This window comes from Vibrio sp. bablab_jr001, from assembly GCF_016464285.1.
In the GTDB taxonomy this organism is placed as follows: Bacteria; Pseudomonadota; Gammaproteobacteria; order Enterobacterales; family Vibrionaceae; genus Vibrio; species Vibrio fluvialis.
In genome coordinates, this window is record NZ_JACDWZ010000026.1 from 1 (window position 1) to 14,582 (window position 14,582).

15 protein-coding genes and 2 pseudogenes are annotated in these 14,582 nt (G+C 46.2%); 11 read left to right on the forward strand and 6 right to left on the reverse strand.

What is annotated here, in order from left to right; translation table 11 throughout:
• The 5 genes and pseudogenes from JIG40_RS01270 to JIG40_RS01290 form a co-directional block, all read right to left on the reverse strand.
• Positions 1-573 (reverse strand): annotated as a pseudogene (locus JIG40_RS01270) (phage tail protein); the annotation flags it as partial.
• A complete protein-coding gene (locus JIG40_RS01275) occupies positions 570-1,760 on the reverse strand; it encodes a DNA circularization N-terminal domain-containing protein (RefSeq protein WP_199464642.1) in 1,191 nt (396 codons plus the stop codon). The pseudogene JIG40_RS01270 and the gene JIG40_RS01275, both read right to left, overlap by 4 nt.
• Before the next feature lie 339 nt (positions 1,761-2,099).
• Positions 2,100-2,849, reverse strand: a complete 750-nt coding sequence (locus JIG40_RS01280; protein ID WP_158151134.1) for a hypothetical protein — start codon at positions 2,847-2,849, stop codon at positions 2,100-2,102.
• Between the two features lie 154 nt (positions 2,850-3,003).
• A complete protein-coding gene (locus tag JIG40_RS01285; RefSeq protein ID WP_158130340.1) occupies positions 3,004-3,240 on the reverse strand; it encodes an ogr/Delta-like zinc finger family protein in 237 nt (78 codons plus the stop codon).
• 9 nt (positions 3,241-3,249) lie between these two features.
• A pseudogene (locus JIG40_RS01290) lies at positions 3,250-3,741 on the reverse strand (replication endonuclease); the annotation flags it as partial.
• A 90-nt stretch (positions 3,742-3,831) separates the two neighbouring features.
• Between JIG40_RS01290 and JIG40_RS01295 the strand changes: the two are divergent.
• From JIG40_RS01295 to JIG40_RS01350, 11 genes are all read left to right on the forward strand, one after another.
• A protein-coding gene (locus JIG40_RS01295) for an IS3 family transposase (protein ID WP_199464643.1) occupies positions 3,832-4,985 on the forward strand; the annotation gives its coding sequence in 2 pieces (ribosomal slippage) (positions 3,832-4,081 and positions 4,081-4,985; 1,155 coding nt in all).
• A gap of 36 nt (positions 4,986-5,021) precedes the next feature.
• Positions 5,022-5,300, forward strand: coding sequence for a hypothetical protein (locus JIG40_RS01300; protein ID WP_199464644.1), 279 nt, complete (start codon positions 5,022-5,024; stop codon positions 5,298-5,300).
• 91 nt (positions 5,301-5,391) lie between these two features.
• Positions 5,392-5,751 carry a VOC family protein gene (locus JIG40_RS01305; RefSeq protein ID WP_158142939.1) on the forward strand — a complete coding sequence of 120 codons (360 nt, stop codon included), beginning with the start codon at positions 5,392-5,394 and terminating at the stop codon, positions 5,749-5,751.
• Positions 5,748-6,107 (forward strand): cupin domain-containing protein, encoded by a 360-nt coding sequence (locus JIG40_RS01310; protein ID WP_244662616.1) that lies wholly within the window; start codon positions 5,748-5,750, stop codon positions 6,105-6,107. The genes JIG40_RS01305 and JIG40_RS01310 overlap by 4 nt, the downstream gene beginning before the upstream one ends.
• Positions 6,108-7,192: 1,085 nt before the next feature.
• Positions 7,193-7,405 carry a cold-shock protein gene (locus JIG40_RS01315; protein ID WP_020327470.1) on the forward strand — a complete coding sequence of 71 codons (213 nt, stop codon included), beginning with the start codon at positions 7,193-7,195 and terminating at the stop codon, positions 7,403-7,405.
• Positions 7,406-7,695: 290 nt separating this feature from the next.
• A complete protein-coding gene (locus JIG40_RS01320; RefSeq protein WP_020432512.1) occupies positions 7,696-7,902 on the forward strand; it encodes a hypothetical protein in 207 nt (68 codons plus the stop codon).
• A gap of 1,259 nt (positions 7,903-9,161) precedes the next feature.
• Positions 9,162-10,478, forward strand: a complete 1,317-nt coding sequence (locus JIG40_RS01330) for a methyl-accepting chemotaxis protein (RefSeq protein WP_047462671.1) — start codon at positions 9,162-9,164, stop codon at positions 10,476-10,478.
• A 154-nt stretch (positions 10,479-10,632) separates the two neighbouring features.
• Positions 10,633-11,049 (forward strand): SRPBCC domain-containing protein, encoded by a 417-nt coding sequence (locus tag JIG40_RS01335; RefSeq protein ID WP_020327466.1) that lies wholly within the window; start codon positions 10,633-10,635, stop codon positions 11,047-11,049.
• Positions 11,050-11,176: 127 nt separating this feature from the next.
• Positions 11,177-11,536, forward strand: coding sequence for an EF-hand domain-containing protein (locus JIG40_RS01340; protein WP_020327465.1), 360 nt, complete (start codon positions 11,177-11,179; stop codon positions 11,534-11,536).
• Positions 11,537-12,167: 631 nt separating this feature from the next.
• Positions 12,168-13,139 (forward strand): calcium/sodium antiporter, encoded by a 972-nt coding sequence (locus JIG40_RS01345; protein WP_020327464.1) that lies wholly within the window; start codon positions 12,168-12,170, stop codon positions 13,137-13,139.
• Positions 13,140-13,193: 54 nt separating this feature from the next.
• Entirely contained in the window at positions 13,194-14,030 is an 837-nt protein-coding gene (locus JIG40_RS01350; RefSeq protein ID WP_199464646.1) for a mechanosensitive ion channel family protein, read from the forward strand.
• A gap of 63 nt (positions 14,031-14,093) precedes the next feature.
• Here the strand turns inward: JIG40_RS01350 and JIG40_RS01355 are convergent, their stop codons facing one another.
• The gene (locus tag JIG40_RS01355) at positions 14,094-14,417 is read right to left on the reverse strand and encodes a DUF1840 domain-containing protein (RefSeq protein WP_024373896.1); all 324 of its coding nucleotides are present in this window, start codon (positions 14,415-14,417) and stop codon (positions 14,094-14,096) included.
• Positions 14,418-14,582: the final 165 nt, after the last annotated feature.

Here is a 14,582-nt window from a genome sequence, read left to right on the forward strand (position 1 = left end):
AAAACGGGTATGGAACTGACGGGCAATCTCAAGGCGTTCGATGTTGTTGCCGACTTCAAGCCCGATACCCTGAATGATGCTGTGCGCGGTGTTCTCAATCGTCAGTACGCCATTGCGTTCAATCAGCGCCAAGCCTTGCTCCCGAATCAGCTGCGCGATGTTTTCCACCGGCGACTCTGCGTTGATCTGAAACTCCGGTACGGCCTTCAATGCGGAGACCAGACTCTCTACCCGCAGACCAAACGGCGCGGCCAGGCGGCGCAGTAATTTGTCCGTCGGCTGGTCGTAAAGCGCATCCATGGTGATGCGCGAGTCAATCATGTTGGCACTGACGGAGCGGCCAGTGATGGTGACTGAGCGGCTGCCTGAATCGGTGGCGGACTCAACCTGGTCAATTTGTCCTTTCAGGATAAGCTGACCGCCGAGGTAGAAGCTCACCGGCAGAGGCTGGTCAATGGCCATCACCGGTACTTTGCAGCGAAAGGTGTGCGCGAGCTGCTCGAGAGAGTAGCTGAGTTCGGCTGAGTAAAACGCAGTCTGCGCACTATTGATGTGCATCGTAAGCTGGCTCATTGCGGATTCCTCACGGCAATGTCACCACGCAGAAACAGAGGGTGTTGCAGTGCATTCATCGCGGTAACAATAGGCTCTGCCGTGTATTGGTCGTGCGCGATGGTCAGGGCGGGTTTGCTGCGCGGCTGCTCAATCACACGGTGCGCCGCGGTGCCTTTGATGACTTTGTCATGCTGCGTCTGAATGCCGCCTTCCAGCGCCACCAATGCATCGAAGATGTCTAAGCTCTCAACCGTTGAGACGCTTGTCGTTTCACGCACGCGCGCATCAATGCCGTCAAGCAGTGCTGCGAGGTCGCTTTGAATAATGGCTGGCTGTTTGCTCACGGCGGTGATATCAAACTGGTCCTGCTTCTCCAGACGGGTGACATCTTTGCTGACCTTCACGGCTCCGGTCACCATCTGGATGTTGTGATGAGGGGTGGCAGCGTCCTCTTTGACCTGACTCAACATCAGTTGCTGCGCGGTGCGGGCGTTGTCGACGGCCTCACTGTCGGAGTCAGGCTCAAGCTGAACGCCCTCGGCGACGCGATCAACGGCGGTGCTCAGCAGCGTGGCGAACTTATCCGGCGCACTGCTGATGCTACTGATGGCACCAAACGCTTCGTTGATGGCTGAGTTGATGTTTTGCAGCTTGTCATCGGCGAGGCTCAGACGATGGGTGATGTCCACCAAGACGTTGAGTGACTGAGTGAAATCGTTCTGTGTCTGGTTGATGTCGGCCACGCTGAGGTTTTTCACATCACGGGCGAACGACTGCGCTGAGACACTTTCTACCGTGCTGGCCTGTTGCTTCACCCGGACGGTCGCTGATGTGTTGATGGTCGGCTGCGTGCCGGCTCGCACAAAGCTCAGGCTGAGTGTAACCACACCGCGCTTGGTGCTGATGCTTTGCGAAAAGGTTTCGAATACCAGCGTCAGCTCGCCCAGCCACGGGTGCTCCAGCTCTCCTGCCGGGGATGATTCAAGGTTAGCAATGAATGCGTTGGCATCGGCCAGCGAGTCGGCGCCGACAAAGACGACATCGAGTTTGATGATGCGGGATTTACTGCCCATCACACGGATGTTGGGCAGCTCGGCGTAGGGAATTTCACTAACATGCAGGCGCTGGCCACCATCAATGGCGGTCGCCAGGATGTTGAGCTGATGCCCGTTCCATCGCCCGCGCTCGTACTGTCGTTCCCACATGAAAGCTCTCACTTCATCTCAAATAAATCAAAGAAGGCAGCAGACTGGAAAAATGATGGCGGGGACAGGCGCTCAGACCTGATTCGGACTCACCCCTCCCTCCGCACCAAAATTCAGCACTGCAACTTTGCGCAATCAAAGACGCAAAATAATTAGGTAGGGTTATTGCACCACAGCCCTGATGGGAACTGAACTCAGGGCTGTTTTAGATTGGGGATTTAGAGAAGTGCCGAGATCGCAAACGTGCGTTTTTGATCGTTTTTGGATCCTTTAATAGCTCTACCAATTAAAATAGAGTGTCATAAATAGGCAGTTTCTAAGGAAAGTTGTTTTTACGGTTTAGCCTCTATCGCATGCGTACCAATTGTCGGGCCAGTCCCAAATAGTGTTAGAGCCAACTACAACTTTAATTTTCTTATCAGTCGAGTCTTCTGTGTAAGCGACAATTTTGTTGTCTAAAGATACGCTACAAATTCTCGTACCCTTAGTTAAAACTTGCGATCTGGTATCTAAACTTTTTTGTTTTAACTCTGCGATTTCTTTCTGTTGTCTTGACAATTCGTACTCTTTCTCTTGACGCTGTTGTTCTTTCTTCTCAGCCAGTTTAGCTTCTCTGGTCGTAAATTTAGGGAAGTGATTTTGGGGAAGAGTTGATGAGTTCTTGAGTTCATAGTATCTGAGCACCCATCCTTTGAACGACTCTTTTTGGATCGGTTCGTACAGGGTGCCGTACCCAAAAATCTGATGGTCTCTATCTACTTTCGATTCGCATGCCGCAAATCTTTGGTTAGGGTCTATACCCTCGTATATGTACACATCACCACCTGAAGAAGAGCATCTTTCTTGCATTATCCTGTCTATGTAACCTGTTTTTTCTTTGACCAAACGAACTCTATAAATATTGGAGTCTTCGCGTGTTTCAAAGGAATCAATGTAATCTCCAGACATCAACAAAATTCCAGAGCTACCCAAATCAACGTTATACGTCGCTATATCTCTAAAAAATTCATCTAGTTCTTCATTTGAAATCATCTGCGTTGATTGGCATCCACTGAGAATTAATACTGTCATTATTAATAAACGATTCATGATTCCTCTTTGATTATCTTTGGTGATAATAATTATACTTTCACTCGAGATACTATCATTTATAACAGTAATCGATATTAAATTCATATGGTTATATGACCAGAGTCAACTAATAGAAAATGACGTTTGTTGCCAATTCGATTTCAATTGTTTCTTAGCACCCAAACATCTCCATCTGATCCACATCTCCCTTGCACAGCTCCGGTTGCAGTTCTGGGTCTGGCTTGGCGCCAGTCGGTTCAATAATGCGGTTGACCGTGGTCAGCGTGGTAAACGCACGGCCGCAGTTTAGGTTCAGGCATTGGCAATAGGCTTCGCGCGTTTCGTTACTCATCGCTTTGGACGTTGCAATACGTGCTTTGCTTCCGCAAATAGGGCAGGTGATTAACATGGGATCTCCTCACGCTAACGGCCAGTCGTCTTCCAGTTCTGGGAAGAACGACAGGTCCGGTTGTTGATACTCTTCGGTTTCTGGTTGGGCTAACACTTCATCCCAACCTTCAAAATTCATCCACGACAAATCATCGGCAGGCGCTCGGCTGACTTCGACCAGCTGGGCCGGGCGTTTTTCGCCGTACTCGTCTACCTCCGCAGGGCGGAATTGGATACTTCGTTCATTATCGATGCGAATTGAGCTGCCTTTTTTGAGTGCGGCCAGTGCCGCTTCATCAATATTTGGCGGTTTATTCGCCTTTCTTCGCTCTGGTGCTAACAACTTGGTGAGCTGATCGCTGACCTGATCCTCGCGGGGCTCCGTACAGTTATTGACAGAACTCCGAGAGGCGGCGGTGCCGCCAATGACGGTCGCTGCGCTCCCTTGGGCGATCGCTTCCGCATCATCGCTAACCTTGGATTTCTGCTTAATCGTCCAGACTCTGAGGCGTGTTTTGATGAACACGCCTGATGCGTCAAACTGGTAAGGCCTGAGACTCATAGACACTTTTTATGGTAAAAATGTAATCAAACTATAAAGGGTAAAACTATGGCAAAGGGAAGTCGCTACACCGACGAATTTAAGCAAGAAGCCGTCAATCAAGTTATTCAACATGGTTACTCAGTGAACGATGTTGCGGCTCGTTTAGGCATCTCAGGCAAAACGTTATACAACTGGGTATCGAAGTTTTCCAAACCACCTACTGCTCGCAAGCAAGACAATGATCTTCAGGCCGAAATTGCTCGTTTAAAGAAGCAACTTAAACGAGCCGAGCAAGAAAGAGACATATTAAAGGAAGCCGCAAGGTTCTTTGCCAACGAGTCAAAGAACGATACGCATTCATAAAATCTCGCATTGATCGTTACCCCGTTAGAGTCCTCTGTCGCAGTCTGGAGCTTCATCCAAGTGGCTATTACGCTTGGCTCAAGGTTCCGCATAGCCATCGGCAGATTGAAGACCAACAATTACTTACCAAGATAAAGCAACTTTGGTTGGAAAGCGGCGGCTTACACGGTTACCGCAACCTTCATCTTGATTTGCAAGAAGAGCAGATTGAATGTGGTCGAGATCGCGTGTTGAGATTGATGCAAAGTGCGAAGATCCAGGCTTTACGGGGGTATAAGCGCCCTAAAGTGGATTATTCAGGACACGAACTCATTTCGACACCTAATGTGCTTAACCGTCAATTTGAGGTGTCGGCACCCAATCAATGGTGGGTCAGCGACATTACGTATATCCACCCCCATGAAGGCTTCTTGTTTTTGGCCGTTGTGATGGATTTGTATGCACGTAACATTGTGGGCTGGTCAATGTCGGAAAGAATGACAGAAGACCTTGTTCTCTCGGCGATTACCATGGCTTATTGGAAAAGAAAGCCAGAATCTATCGTTCATCTGCACTCCGATCAGGGTAGCCAATATTCGAGTCGAAAATGCAGAAAGTTACTGGAGTCATTTAATATCCAGCAAAGCATGAGTCGACGCGGAAACTGTCACGATAACGCCGTAGCAGAGAGCTTTTTTAGTAATCTGAAGAAGGAGAAAGTGCGTGGCAGGCAATATAAAACAAGGGCGGAAGCTCGGCTGGATATTTTTAACTATATCGAGATGTTTTATAACCCCAAAAGGCGTCATACTAGCAACGGGCGATTATCGCCAACAGACTATGAAAACCATTATTTTAGTAGCCTGAAAGGTGTCTAGAAATTTCAGGCCTTACCAAAAGGTAGGCTCAAACCTATGAAAGGACCGGAAGCAAAAATAGAGTTTACGGAAGTAACTATAAATAAGTCCTTTACAACAATTAGTCGCTTGCCACTTTGCCAAATTAGTTTTGAACATGAACTGCGGGGAAAAGGTAAGCAAACGGAAGTGATTCACGCTGTGAAATTTTCGGGCTTCCTGGCTTCACTGTTCGGCAGGTTAATAGGTAAACAGATGAAAAGAGCCTTACCTGCGACGATGAAAGGGCTTAAACAAGCAGTAGAAAATGGAGGCATACAAAGCATTCAAGAGTGATTCGTAACGTTTGGCAGTTTAGGTGGAAGTGTAGATCGCGACTTAATTAACGTTGCGTCGTGCGCCAATGAAAAAAAGACAGGAGTTAACAATGAATCAGCATGAAAAGATCAATTATGTAGAGTTTGCAGCTAAAGACTTGGAGTCAACGAAAGCGTTTTTTTCAAAGGTTTTTGGCTGGAGCTTTGTTGACTATGGATCTGACTATACCGCATTTTCAAATGAAGGCTTAGACGGTGGCTTTTTTAAGGCTGAGCTTTCTAGTCGGACTGAAAATGGTGGTGCACTTTTAATATTCTACAGTGCGGACATTGAATCTACTTTGGATAAAGTCGCGAACAATGGCGGCCATATTATCCGTCCCATCTTTGAATTTCCCGGTGGTTGTCGTTTCCATTTTGTAGAGCCAAGTGGCAATGAGTTTGCAGTTTGGTCGGAAGCACGTGCATGACAAACGCCTCACGTGGCGTTATTCCCTTAAAAAGGATGATAATTTTGGAAATTATAAGAAGCAGGGAGTTTAAAGCATCGCGAGCTTGGGGAGCTAAAGACATAGCGAACATGAATGGCATCACTACGCGCTTACATTGGACAGATCAACCCTATAAATGGCATATCAACGATGGTGAAGAAGTTTTTGTTGTACTAGATGGTGTTGTTGAAATGCTATATCGCATTGATGGACAAGAAAAAACGACAACCTTGCAGGCAGGCGATATTTTCTATGCGTCAATGGGTACTGAGCATGTAGCTCATCCACAAGGTGAAGCAAGAGTTTTAGTCGTTGAAACTGCAGGCAGCGTATAACAGCGTGGCACATTCCCAACGCTCACACCAGTTTTCGTCACAATGAAGCGCTATAGCTCGTCAGTTCCTTTATAAACCGACATCATTGATTTGCCTTCTCACGTTTCATTTAGAGCTGGTGAGCAATGAATCAGTTTTTGCAATGCAAACGAAAAAGCTATCTATTTAGTTTGTTGCGTGTATAGTGTGCCTTGCTCATAAAATATGAGCTATTCATGTAACATCAAGTTCAAGTCTCTTCCCTGTATCTTTTCGAATTCTTTCGTCACATACCTGCGATTACTTCCTCTTTATATTCCATCAAATAGCTTAAGTATCCCTATACATTTTTTATCGAAGTATTTTTAGGTTCGCACGGCTGAAACTCTCTCATGCCATGCTTGCCTTTCCGTAAACTAAACAGAAGTTAAATTTATTATGGCTAGACGAACCAGCCGACAAATCTATTGGTATCACACCAATCGTGACCAAGAATCCGTACAAGGAAAGAAACAAGAATGTTCAAAATAGAATTTTACCTAAACCACAATGAACTGAGTTGGTCAGAATTTATTCACCAACTGAATAGCGATATTTTGAGACGACACGTTTTTCAAAAGCTGCCTGTTTTCGATAGGAACGTGAGTTTTTTGTACTGCGAGCAATCGAGCTGCGGAGAAATTTTGAACGGCCAAGGTGAAAGCCTGGGTAAGTTCTCCATTCAATAGTGTTCAATGTTTCATCGTTGCCTCGCTCCATCCCTTAGTTAGCATCCCAAAAACTAGATCTGCCATTTCTCAAAACGTCCTGCTGACTACTAACGCTTAGGCACTGGTATCATTAGATTCACGAACGAAATCATGGAAATATTTTTGATACAAAAATTGGTTGTTAGAGAAAATAAATCAAAATATTCCTATCTATTTGAGTACATCCGTGTATAGTACCCGAAGCTCTTAAACGAGAGCTATTTATGAAATGTTTAGTTCAAGTCTCTTCTTAGTTTTCTTTCGAGTTATTTCGTTATATTACTCCTGCAGTAACTTATGCTTCATCTTCCATCAAATAGTCTCGCTTTCGAATCTTTAATTAATAACGAGGTATTTATGTCTAATAAGACTACAGGTTCAGTAAAATGGTTTAACGAAACTAAAGGTTTCGGTTTCATTACTCCAGACAACGGTGGCGCGGACGTGTTCGTACACTTCAATGCTATCGCTTCAGAAGGTTTCAGAACCTTGACTGAAGGCCAAAAAGTAACGTTCAACGTAGAGCAGGGCGCGAAAGGTCCTCAAGCTGCAAACGTTCAAACTGCATAATCTAGCTCCGGAAACACACTGTCTATTCCTTCCTGGATGATAATGTGTGTTTTTGTTGAAGCCATTGGCAGCAATAAGAATTAATTATTATAAAGGTGCGATGTGAATTACACTCTAATTTAAGTGAGTGTAACTGAATATCGTATCTTTATTTTTTTGTGCTTAATAAACACTAACAGAGATAATATTAATTTAGCTCGGAAATGTATTAGTTATTGTAATTAATTATTTATTTGAGGTGATATATTTAATGTTATTGACGTTTTGCACTTAGCAATAAGGAACAGTTAATGAGAAAAAGTCGACACGAAAAAGCGCAAAAGAAAGCGTGGAAAGGCGGTTATGAAGCAAAATTCGAGCAAATGGTTGGTGAGTACCATAAAGCTAAGGCTGAGCTCGAAACGATGGAAAAAGGGACACCAGAATACTTGCAACATGAAAAACACTGTAACTCTCTGTTCGCTAGCGCTGAGCGTTTTTTCAAGCAACATCAGTAGCCTAAAAGCAATACCCCCATTATATTTTTCTAAGTGTCACTTGTGTGTAGCACTCGTACACTGAATTATCACTTCCTTTTAGGAACGACTATGGTGGTGCCATGGTACTGGTTCTCAATGTCTCCAGCTACACCACCAAAGCCTCCGGGTAACGTTATAGCTGCGTCGTCAACTGAGATGTGTGACTTCATGCATGATCAGAGGACCGAATGGGTACCCGTTTAGGCCAGCAAAACATTCGAGTACCTTTGTCCCGTTTCTACAAGGCAATCACTGAATGTGATAACGACTTGTAAATTGCACCTATCAACTTAAGTTTATCAGTATTGCCTTTTAATGGATGATTCAGTGCCTGATTGAACCTGAGATAAAATATTGCAGATTTTATCAAATGTAGGTCGAGCCATAATGTCGCGATGTTGACAGCCAAAAGCTAGTGCCTCCAACTCTACTCGAACTTGATCATTTAAATCATCACTACGTTCTGTCAGTTCTTCCAACAAACACCCAAACGCTCTAACTTCCAAACGTTGCAATTTCGCTGATTGATTAGGATCTGTAACATCAAAAAATGATGCAGCACCAGTCAGTTAGTAGAGCATCTCCTGATGATGTAATCAGTATATTGTGTGCGTACAAATCACCATGCATCACCCCCTGTTGGTGAAGATGACGTACGGCATCCGCTATTGTGCCGGCAATCCGGAATAGTACTGATGTAGAAAACTTCCTATCGCTAACCAAAGTAATCTAGGCAAAGGTAATAACCATTCGGATAGAGCTTTGAGCTGGTTCGCTGCGATACGGGCGAGTTCTAAGCGGTGATATCGGGCCAGTGAATCAGGCAAGTTAGTAAGCTGATTTCCGGCTAATATCAGTTTTTGCAAGTCAGAGCATTGCCCAATGCTTTCAGGTAAAGCCTGAATACAATTATCTGCAAAAAAGCTCTCGCAACTTTGCTGGTAATGACTCCGCTGGCACATCTACTATCTGGTTGGATTTAAACCCCATCATGGTCCGCAGTCTCGGAGAGGGGCGGCTGTCCATTCAACAGTTAGATCTTCGTTCATAAATTCACATCGGCAAATGGTGCTGAATTCGACAATAATAAATAGACAAACTTTTGGTTTAGAACGAAAGTTTAAATACTATTCAAACAAACGCCGTTTCGGCAGATAACCTACTAAGTCAGTTTATAAAAGCAACCTGGATGCTTTTTGCATTCGAGTTCAAACACCTTATTACCAGACAGGGCCACTATGTTTTTCAATAAGTCACTTCAAAAGGAAAATCAGCAGCTTAAAGAAGATCTTCACTCTTGGGTTCAAATACGTGAAAGTCTTGATGAAGATATGCTGCGCATTACGTTGGATCCCAAAGGTGTTGTTGTTTCGGTCAATGCGCGTTTTGAGGACGAGCTGGGCCTGAAGCAAACGGCAGTATCCGGTAAACACATGACGGAACTCGTGCCGGAGAAAGCGCGGGATACTGAGCATTTTCACCGGATGAAAGAAGCGTTGGTGCGTGCGGAGCATTGGAACGGTGCAGTGCAGTTGAAGAAGGGGACCAGCGAAGAGGCTTGGCTGCGTACCATTATTCAGCCGATAAAAAACAGCAAAAATCAGGTGCTGCGCATCGCTGTCTATGCGGCAGAGCTGACTCGAACCATCAAAACGTCGCGTGAGCACGAAGATATGCTCAAAGCGCTCAATCGCTCCACAGCGGTGATTGAATTTACATTGGACGGCACTATCATCCGCGCTAACGACAATTTTCTGCGAACCATGGGGTATTCCAACAATGATCAGATTGCGGGAAAACATCATCGCATCTTTTGCGAAGCAGAAGAGGTTAACTCGCCCGCTTATAAAGAATTCTGGAGAAAACTGGCCAGTGGTCAGTTCGTTTCCGAACGCTTTAAGCGCGTGGACAGTCATGGGCAAATTGTTTGGCTGGAAGCGTCTTATAACCCCATTCATAACGATTTAGGTGAACTGTATAAGGTCGTAAAGTTTGCCACGGTGATCACCGACCAGGTGAATCAGGAACTGGCGGTGGCCGAAGCGGCGAAAATCGCCTTTGATGTTTCTGAAGTGACAGGGCAACAAACCTCTCAAGGTCAGCAGGTCGTAAGTACCACGATTGACAAAATGGAAGCGCTGGCGCAACAAATGCAGCAGGCGAGTCAGGGGATTGAAGCGTTAAGTGAGCACTCGAAAAAGATCAGTGAACTGGTCAGCAGCATCAGCGGCATTGCTGATCAAACCAACTTGCTGGCGCTGAATGCAGCGATTGAGGCTGCGCGAGCGGGGGAACAGGGGCGCGGGTTTGCCGTGGTGGCTGATGAAGTGCGCCAGTTAGCCTCTCGCACCAATAAAACCACCGAAGAAATTGTGGCGGTGGTGAGTGAAAACCTCAAACGAACCAAAGATGCTGTTGAGTTGATCGCGCGTTGCCAGAATCAGGCTGGTGAAGCATTGGAGCTATCGACGGAGGCAGGTCAGGTCATGGGTGATATTCAGCGCGGAGCGCAGAAAGTGGTTGATGCTGTCAGTCAGTTTAATCAGCAACTGTAATGCTTCCTGTCAGGCAATGTATATGAGCCATAAATGCGCTTCACACTCATAGCGATGCTTATTTATCCTGAATGCCGCTGATTGGTAACTTCGTTAATTTTAACTATGGTTTATAGGCGATTCGCTCACACAGTCAGTGGCAAAAGGATAAAAGATGAAAATCACCGTGGAACAGAAAGTCGCCGCCCCGCTTGCTCGGGTGTGGCATGCCTATACAACACCGGAAGATATTGTGCATTGGAATGCGGCGTCTGATGATTGGCACACCACCAAGGCGACCGTGGATTTACAAGTCGGTGGAGAATTCTGCTCTCGAATGGAAGCGAAAGATGGCAGCATGGGATTTGATTTTGCTGGTGTCTATACCCATGTCGAACCGGAATCTCTTCTTGTCTATGAATTCGGAGATAGGAAAGCAGAAGTCACCTTTACTGTCCATATTGATGGCGTGCTGGTGCGTGTCACCTTTGATGCGGAGACGACGCATTCAATCGAGCAACAACGAGAGGGTTGGCAAACCATTCTGGCTAGCTTTGCGCGTTATGTGGAACACGGAGGTGGAGAGAGCTGAGGTGCAATCAATTCTGCCTGTCTCATGAGTGAAAAAGTCGTCATTACTCTATCTGTAAACAACCTCACAAAATTTATGGCTATCGAGGTCTACACTCTGAGTTGTGTTTACAGGGAAGGAGGGATGTATGATTCGTAAAGCTTCATGGCTATTGATCGGATGTTTTGTCGTGTCTCTGCCCGCTTATGCTGCAGGAAACGCCACTGGGAATGGTATGGGGAAAGGCAATGGCGGAATGGGGCCCACGCAGATGCCGACCTTTACTGAGATCGATGTCGATCACGACGGTGCAATTACTCAGCAAGAGTTTGTGGCATTTCAACAAGCCAGACAAGCGGAGCGTGCCGCGGATGGTCGCATGATGAAAAATGCCGCAAATAGCGATGGCATGTTTGAGCAGATCGATGCTGATGGCAATGGCTTAATCGATGAACAAGAATTTCTCGCTCATCGTGGCAGCATGAGATACGCCAAACCGCAACAATGATTGTTACAATTTACAAGAGGCCGTATCTGCGGCCTCTGTTTATTTCTGGACCCTATATTCGCAGAGTCTGAATGGCGCGAAGCAGCAGTTCCGGAAATGAATTCCAGCAAATATCAGCGTTGTTTTTGGTGTCAGAGAAATATTCATTCTGGTGCTTATTTACTCCGATGAATCATTGACCAATAAACAATCGCTTGCATTGTCAGGAATGACGTAGTTAAATGCGCGCGTTTAAGGGAGTAGCCTTCTTCAATTGATTGAAGAGTGAATATCAACAGTCTCCAAGCCTCATGCTTGTGGTATTCACGTTCCTGATGTTCTGGCAAGACTTAAGCAAGGTAGGGGTAACGACAGGTCCCGCTGCTTTGCTTACGTAAATTTGCCTGTCGATATTCGGAGTTTTATGATCAGCTATTCCATCACTTGCTGAAAGTCTCAGCGCAAACGTTCTGATGTAATCCATGTTGAGTAAAATATTACCTTTCACAACCAATGTGAGAATTGAACGTTATACTGAATGCACCAACACATCTTTGTTTCTGGCAACACTGACCAACAGACACAACAGCTTTTTGTAGCGCCGCCAGGTTGCGACTCCTTTTTAAGCGTGTTTGAAAGTGGGAAACGAGCTATGTTGTTAGCGATTGTGGCAATTATTGCCGGATTTGGCCTTTTGGTCTGGAGTGCAGATAAATTTGTTGAAGGGGCTGCGGCGAGTGCAAACTACGCAGGCATGCCGCCTTTACTGATTGGTATGCTGGTGGTGGGTTTTGGCACTTCGGCGCCTGAAATGGTCGTCTCTGCAATGGCCGCGCTGGATGGTAACCCTGCGTTGGCGCTGGGTAATGCGCTGGGCTCCAACATCGTTAATATCAGCCTGATCCTGGGTGTCACCGCACTCATTGCTCCGATTGCCGTTCACTCCAATATTATCCGTAAAGAACTGCCGATTTTGCTGATCATCACCTTGGTGCTTGGTGGCATGCTTTGGAATCACGATATCAGTTCGGCAGAAGCATGGGTGCTGCTGGTGGGTTTTCTGACGATCATCGGTTGGTCCATCTGGAGTGCTCTTAAAGCCAAACGTGATTCTCTGCAGACTGAATTTGAACAAGAAATGCAGCGTCCTGAGCTCTCAAAAGGTAAGGCTATGTTCTGGCTGGCAGCCGGTTTGCTGCTGCTGGTTGTCAGTTCCCGCATTCTGGTTTGGGGCGCGGTCACGATAGCCCAGCAACTGGGTGTCAGTGATCTGCTGATCGGTCTGACCATCGTTGCACTTGGTACGTCTTTACCGGAACTTGCGGCATCCATTACGGCAGCGCGCAAAGGGGAACATGACATTGCGGTTGGCAACGTGGTCGGCTCAAACATGTTTAACTCATTGGCGGTGGTAGGTATTGCCGGAGTCATCGAGCCCATCAACAACATCGGCGCTGAAATTTTCTGGCGCGACTGGACCGCAATGCTGTTTATCACTGCATTGCTGCTCATCATGGCACTGAAATTTGGCAAGGCCAAAACCATAACCCGTGTTGAAGGTGCGGTTTTTGTTTTGTGTTATCTGAGTTATAACCTGTATTTGATTCAGGGAAGTGTGGGTTAGTCACCCACCTTCTTAGCCTTTAAACCCATCCATATAACCATTGCGGAGATATTCATGGATTCATTAGTCGACTTCTATAACACGCATCAGGCATTCCTGTTGGACGTAGCGAAAAATACGCTACTGACCATTCTTATTCTCGTGGCTGCGTCAATTATCTCGAAACTTGTTCGCAAAGCCGTTTTTAAAGGCGTGATGAAAGTCGGTAGCAGTGATGAAATCGTGGCGCGTTTGCTATCGAAAATTGCTTCTTATTCTGTTTACTTGCTGGCGCTGGTGATCATTCTTGATCTGTTTGGCGTGAATACAGCGAGCTTAGTTGCTCTGGTCGGTGCCGCTGGTCTGGCTATTGGTCTGGCATTGAAAGATACGCTGAGCAACATTGCCGCAGGTATCATGATCCTGTTCTTAAAACCGATTAAAAAAGGTGAGTTTGTCGAGTTTGCGGGTTATACCGGCAGCGTGAGAGACATTGGCTTGTTCACTTCGGTGTTTGAAACATCAGATGGTCTGTATATTTCCAGCCCAAACCGCACCGTTTGGGGCGCGACCATCAAAAATTTCAGCCGCAACAATCGTCGTCGTATGGAAGTCACGGTGGGTATTTCATACAAAGATTCGGTTGATGTGGGGTTAGAGGTTCTGAAAGAGTTGGCTCTGAGTCATGAAGCAATCATGCGCGATCCGCAGCCTCAGGTGATGGTACAGATGCTGGCAGACAGCTCGGTGAATCTGCAACTGCGCGCCTGGTGTCCGACAGACAAATACTGGGAAACATACTGGAGCATTCAACGCCAGCTTAAAGGCAAAATTGAAGAGGCGGGTTTGTCGATTCCATTCCCGCAGCGCGACCTGCACATTACGATGGCGCCGCAAGATCTCATCAAATAAAACTAAGCCCCGCTATTGCGGGGCTTTTTGATCTTAGTGATTGTGACAAGTTGAGGAAGAAAATCAGTATCCTTCTTCCCACATCACATCGCACTCTTCCTGCGATGCTGCCTTAAGCAGCGCAATCAGTGGTAAAGCGCGATTTGCAATGCTGACCGGCAGCTCAATCGCGGACTCATTGTCTTCATCATCATCCGTTTCAGGCTGGGCCTTCTTCTTTTCGAGCTCTATCGCAGCTTGCAACAAACGAAGTGCCTCTGGCACATCCTTGGCGAGAATGGCTCCTGGGACGGTTTCACTGTGACCCATCATCGTCAACATTTGCAGGCCGATGCTGCCAAACATGGTGACGTTTGCCGACGCCTTGCAGCGAAAAGTCATTAACATAGAATGCCTCTTTGTGATTATTGAGTGTGAGTGCAATGTTCACTTTACTCCGTTGAAAAATGATCGTCTATCTTGGTTGAAAAACTCATCGAAATCGGGCCAGATTTTCCTTTGCCGACAAGGAGATCAACCGTGTTTCGGGACCCAGAAAAACCATTACATAAT

Bases quoted from the DNA above. Each gene is read 5' to 3' on its own strand.
- JIG40_RS01355 (WP_024373896.1), bottom strand. From the start codon at position 14,417: ATGTTAATGACTTTTCGCTGCAAGGCGTCGGCAAACGTCACCATGTTT.
- JIG40_RS01320 (WP_020432512.1), top strand. From the start codon at position 7,696: ATGAGAAAAAGTCGACACGAAAAAGCGCAAAAGAAAGCGTGGAAAGGC.
- JIG40_RS01300 (WP_199464644.1), top strand. From the start codon at position 5,022: ATGAAAGGACCGGAAGCAAAAATAGAGTTTACGGAAGTAACTATAAAT.
- JIG40_RS01335 (WP_020327466.1), top strand. From the start codon at position 10,633: ATGAAAATCACCGTGGAACAGAAAGTCGCCGCCCCGCTTGCTCGGGTG.
- JIG40_RS01280 (WP_158151134.1), bottom strand. From the start codon at position 2,849: ATGAATCGTTTATTAATAATGACAGTATTAATTCTCAGTGGATGCCAA.
- JIG40_RS01350 (WP_199464646.1), top strand. From the start codon at position 13,194: ATGGATTCATTAGTCGACTTCTATAACACGCATCAGGCATTCCTGTTG.
- JIG40_RS01305 (WP_158142939.1), top strand. From the start codon at position 5,392: ATGAATCAGCATGAAAAGATCAATTATGTAGAGTTTGCAGCTAAAGAC.
- JIG40_RS01285 (WP_158130340.1), bottom strand. From the start codon at position 3,240: ATGTTAATCACCTGCCCTATTTGCGGAAGCAAAGCACGTATTGCAACG.
- JIG40_RS01345 (WP_020327464.1), top strand. From the start codon at position 12,168: ATGTTGTTAGCGATTGTGGCAATTATTGCCGGATTTGGCCTTTTGGTC.
- JIG40_RS01330 (WP_047462671.1), top strand. From the start codon at position 9,162: ATGTTTTTCAATAAGTCACTTCAAAAGGAAAATCAGCAGCTTAAAGAA.
- JIG40_RS01340 (WP_020327465.1), top strand. From the start codon at position 11,177: ATGATTCGTAAAGCTTCATGGCTATTGATCGGATGTTTTGTCGTGTCT.
- JIG40_RS01315 (WP_020327470.1), top strand. From the start codon at position 7,193: ATGTCTAATAAGACTACAGGTTCAGTAAAATGGTTTAACGAAACTAAA.
- JIG40_RS01310 (WP_244662616.1), top strand. From the start codon at position 5,748: ATGACAAACGCCTCACGTGGCGTTATTCCCTTAAAAAGGATGATAATT.
- JIG40_RS01275 (WP_199464642.1), bottom strand. From the start codon at position 1,760: ATGTGGGAACGACAGTACGAGCGCGGGCGATGGAACGGGCATCAGCTC.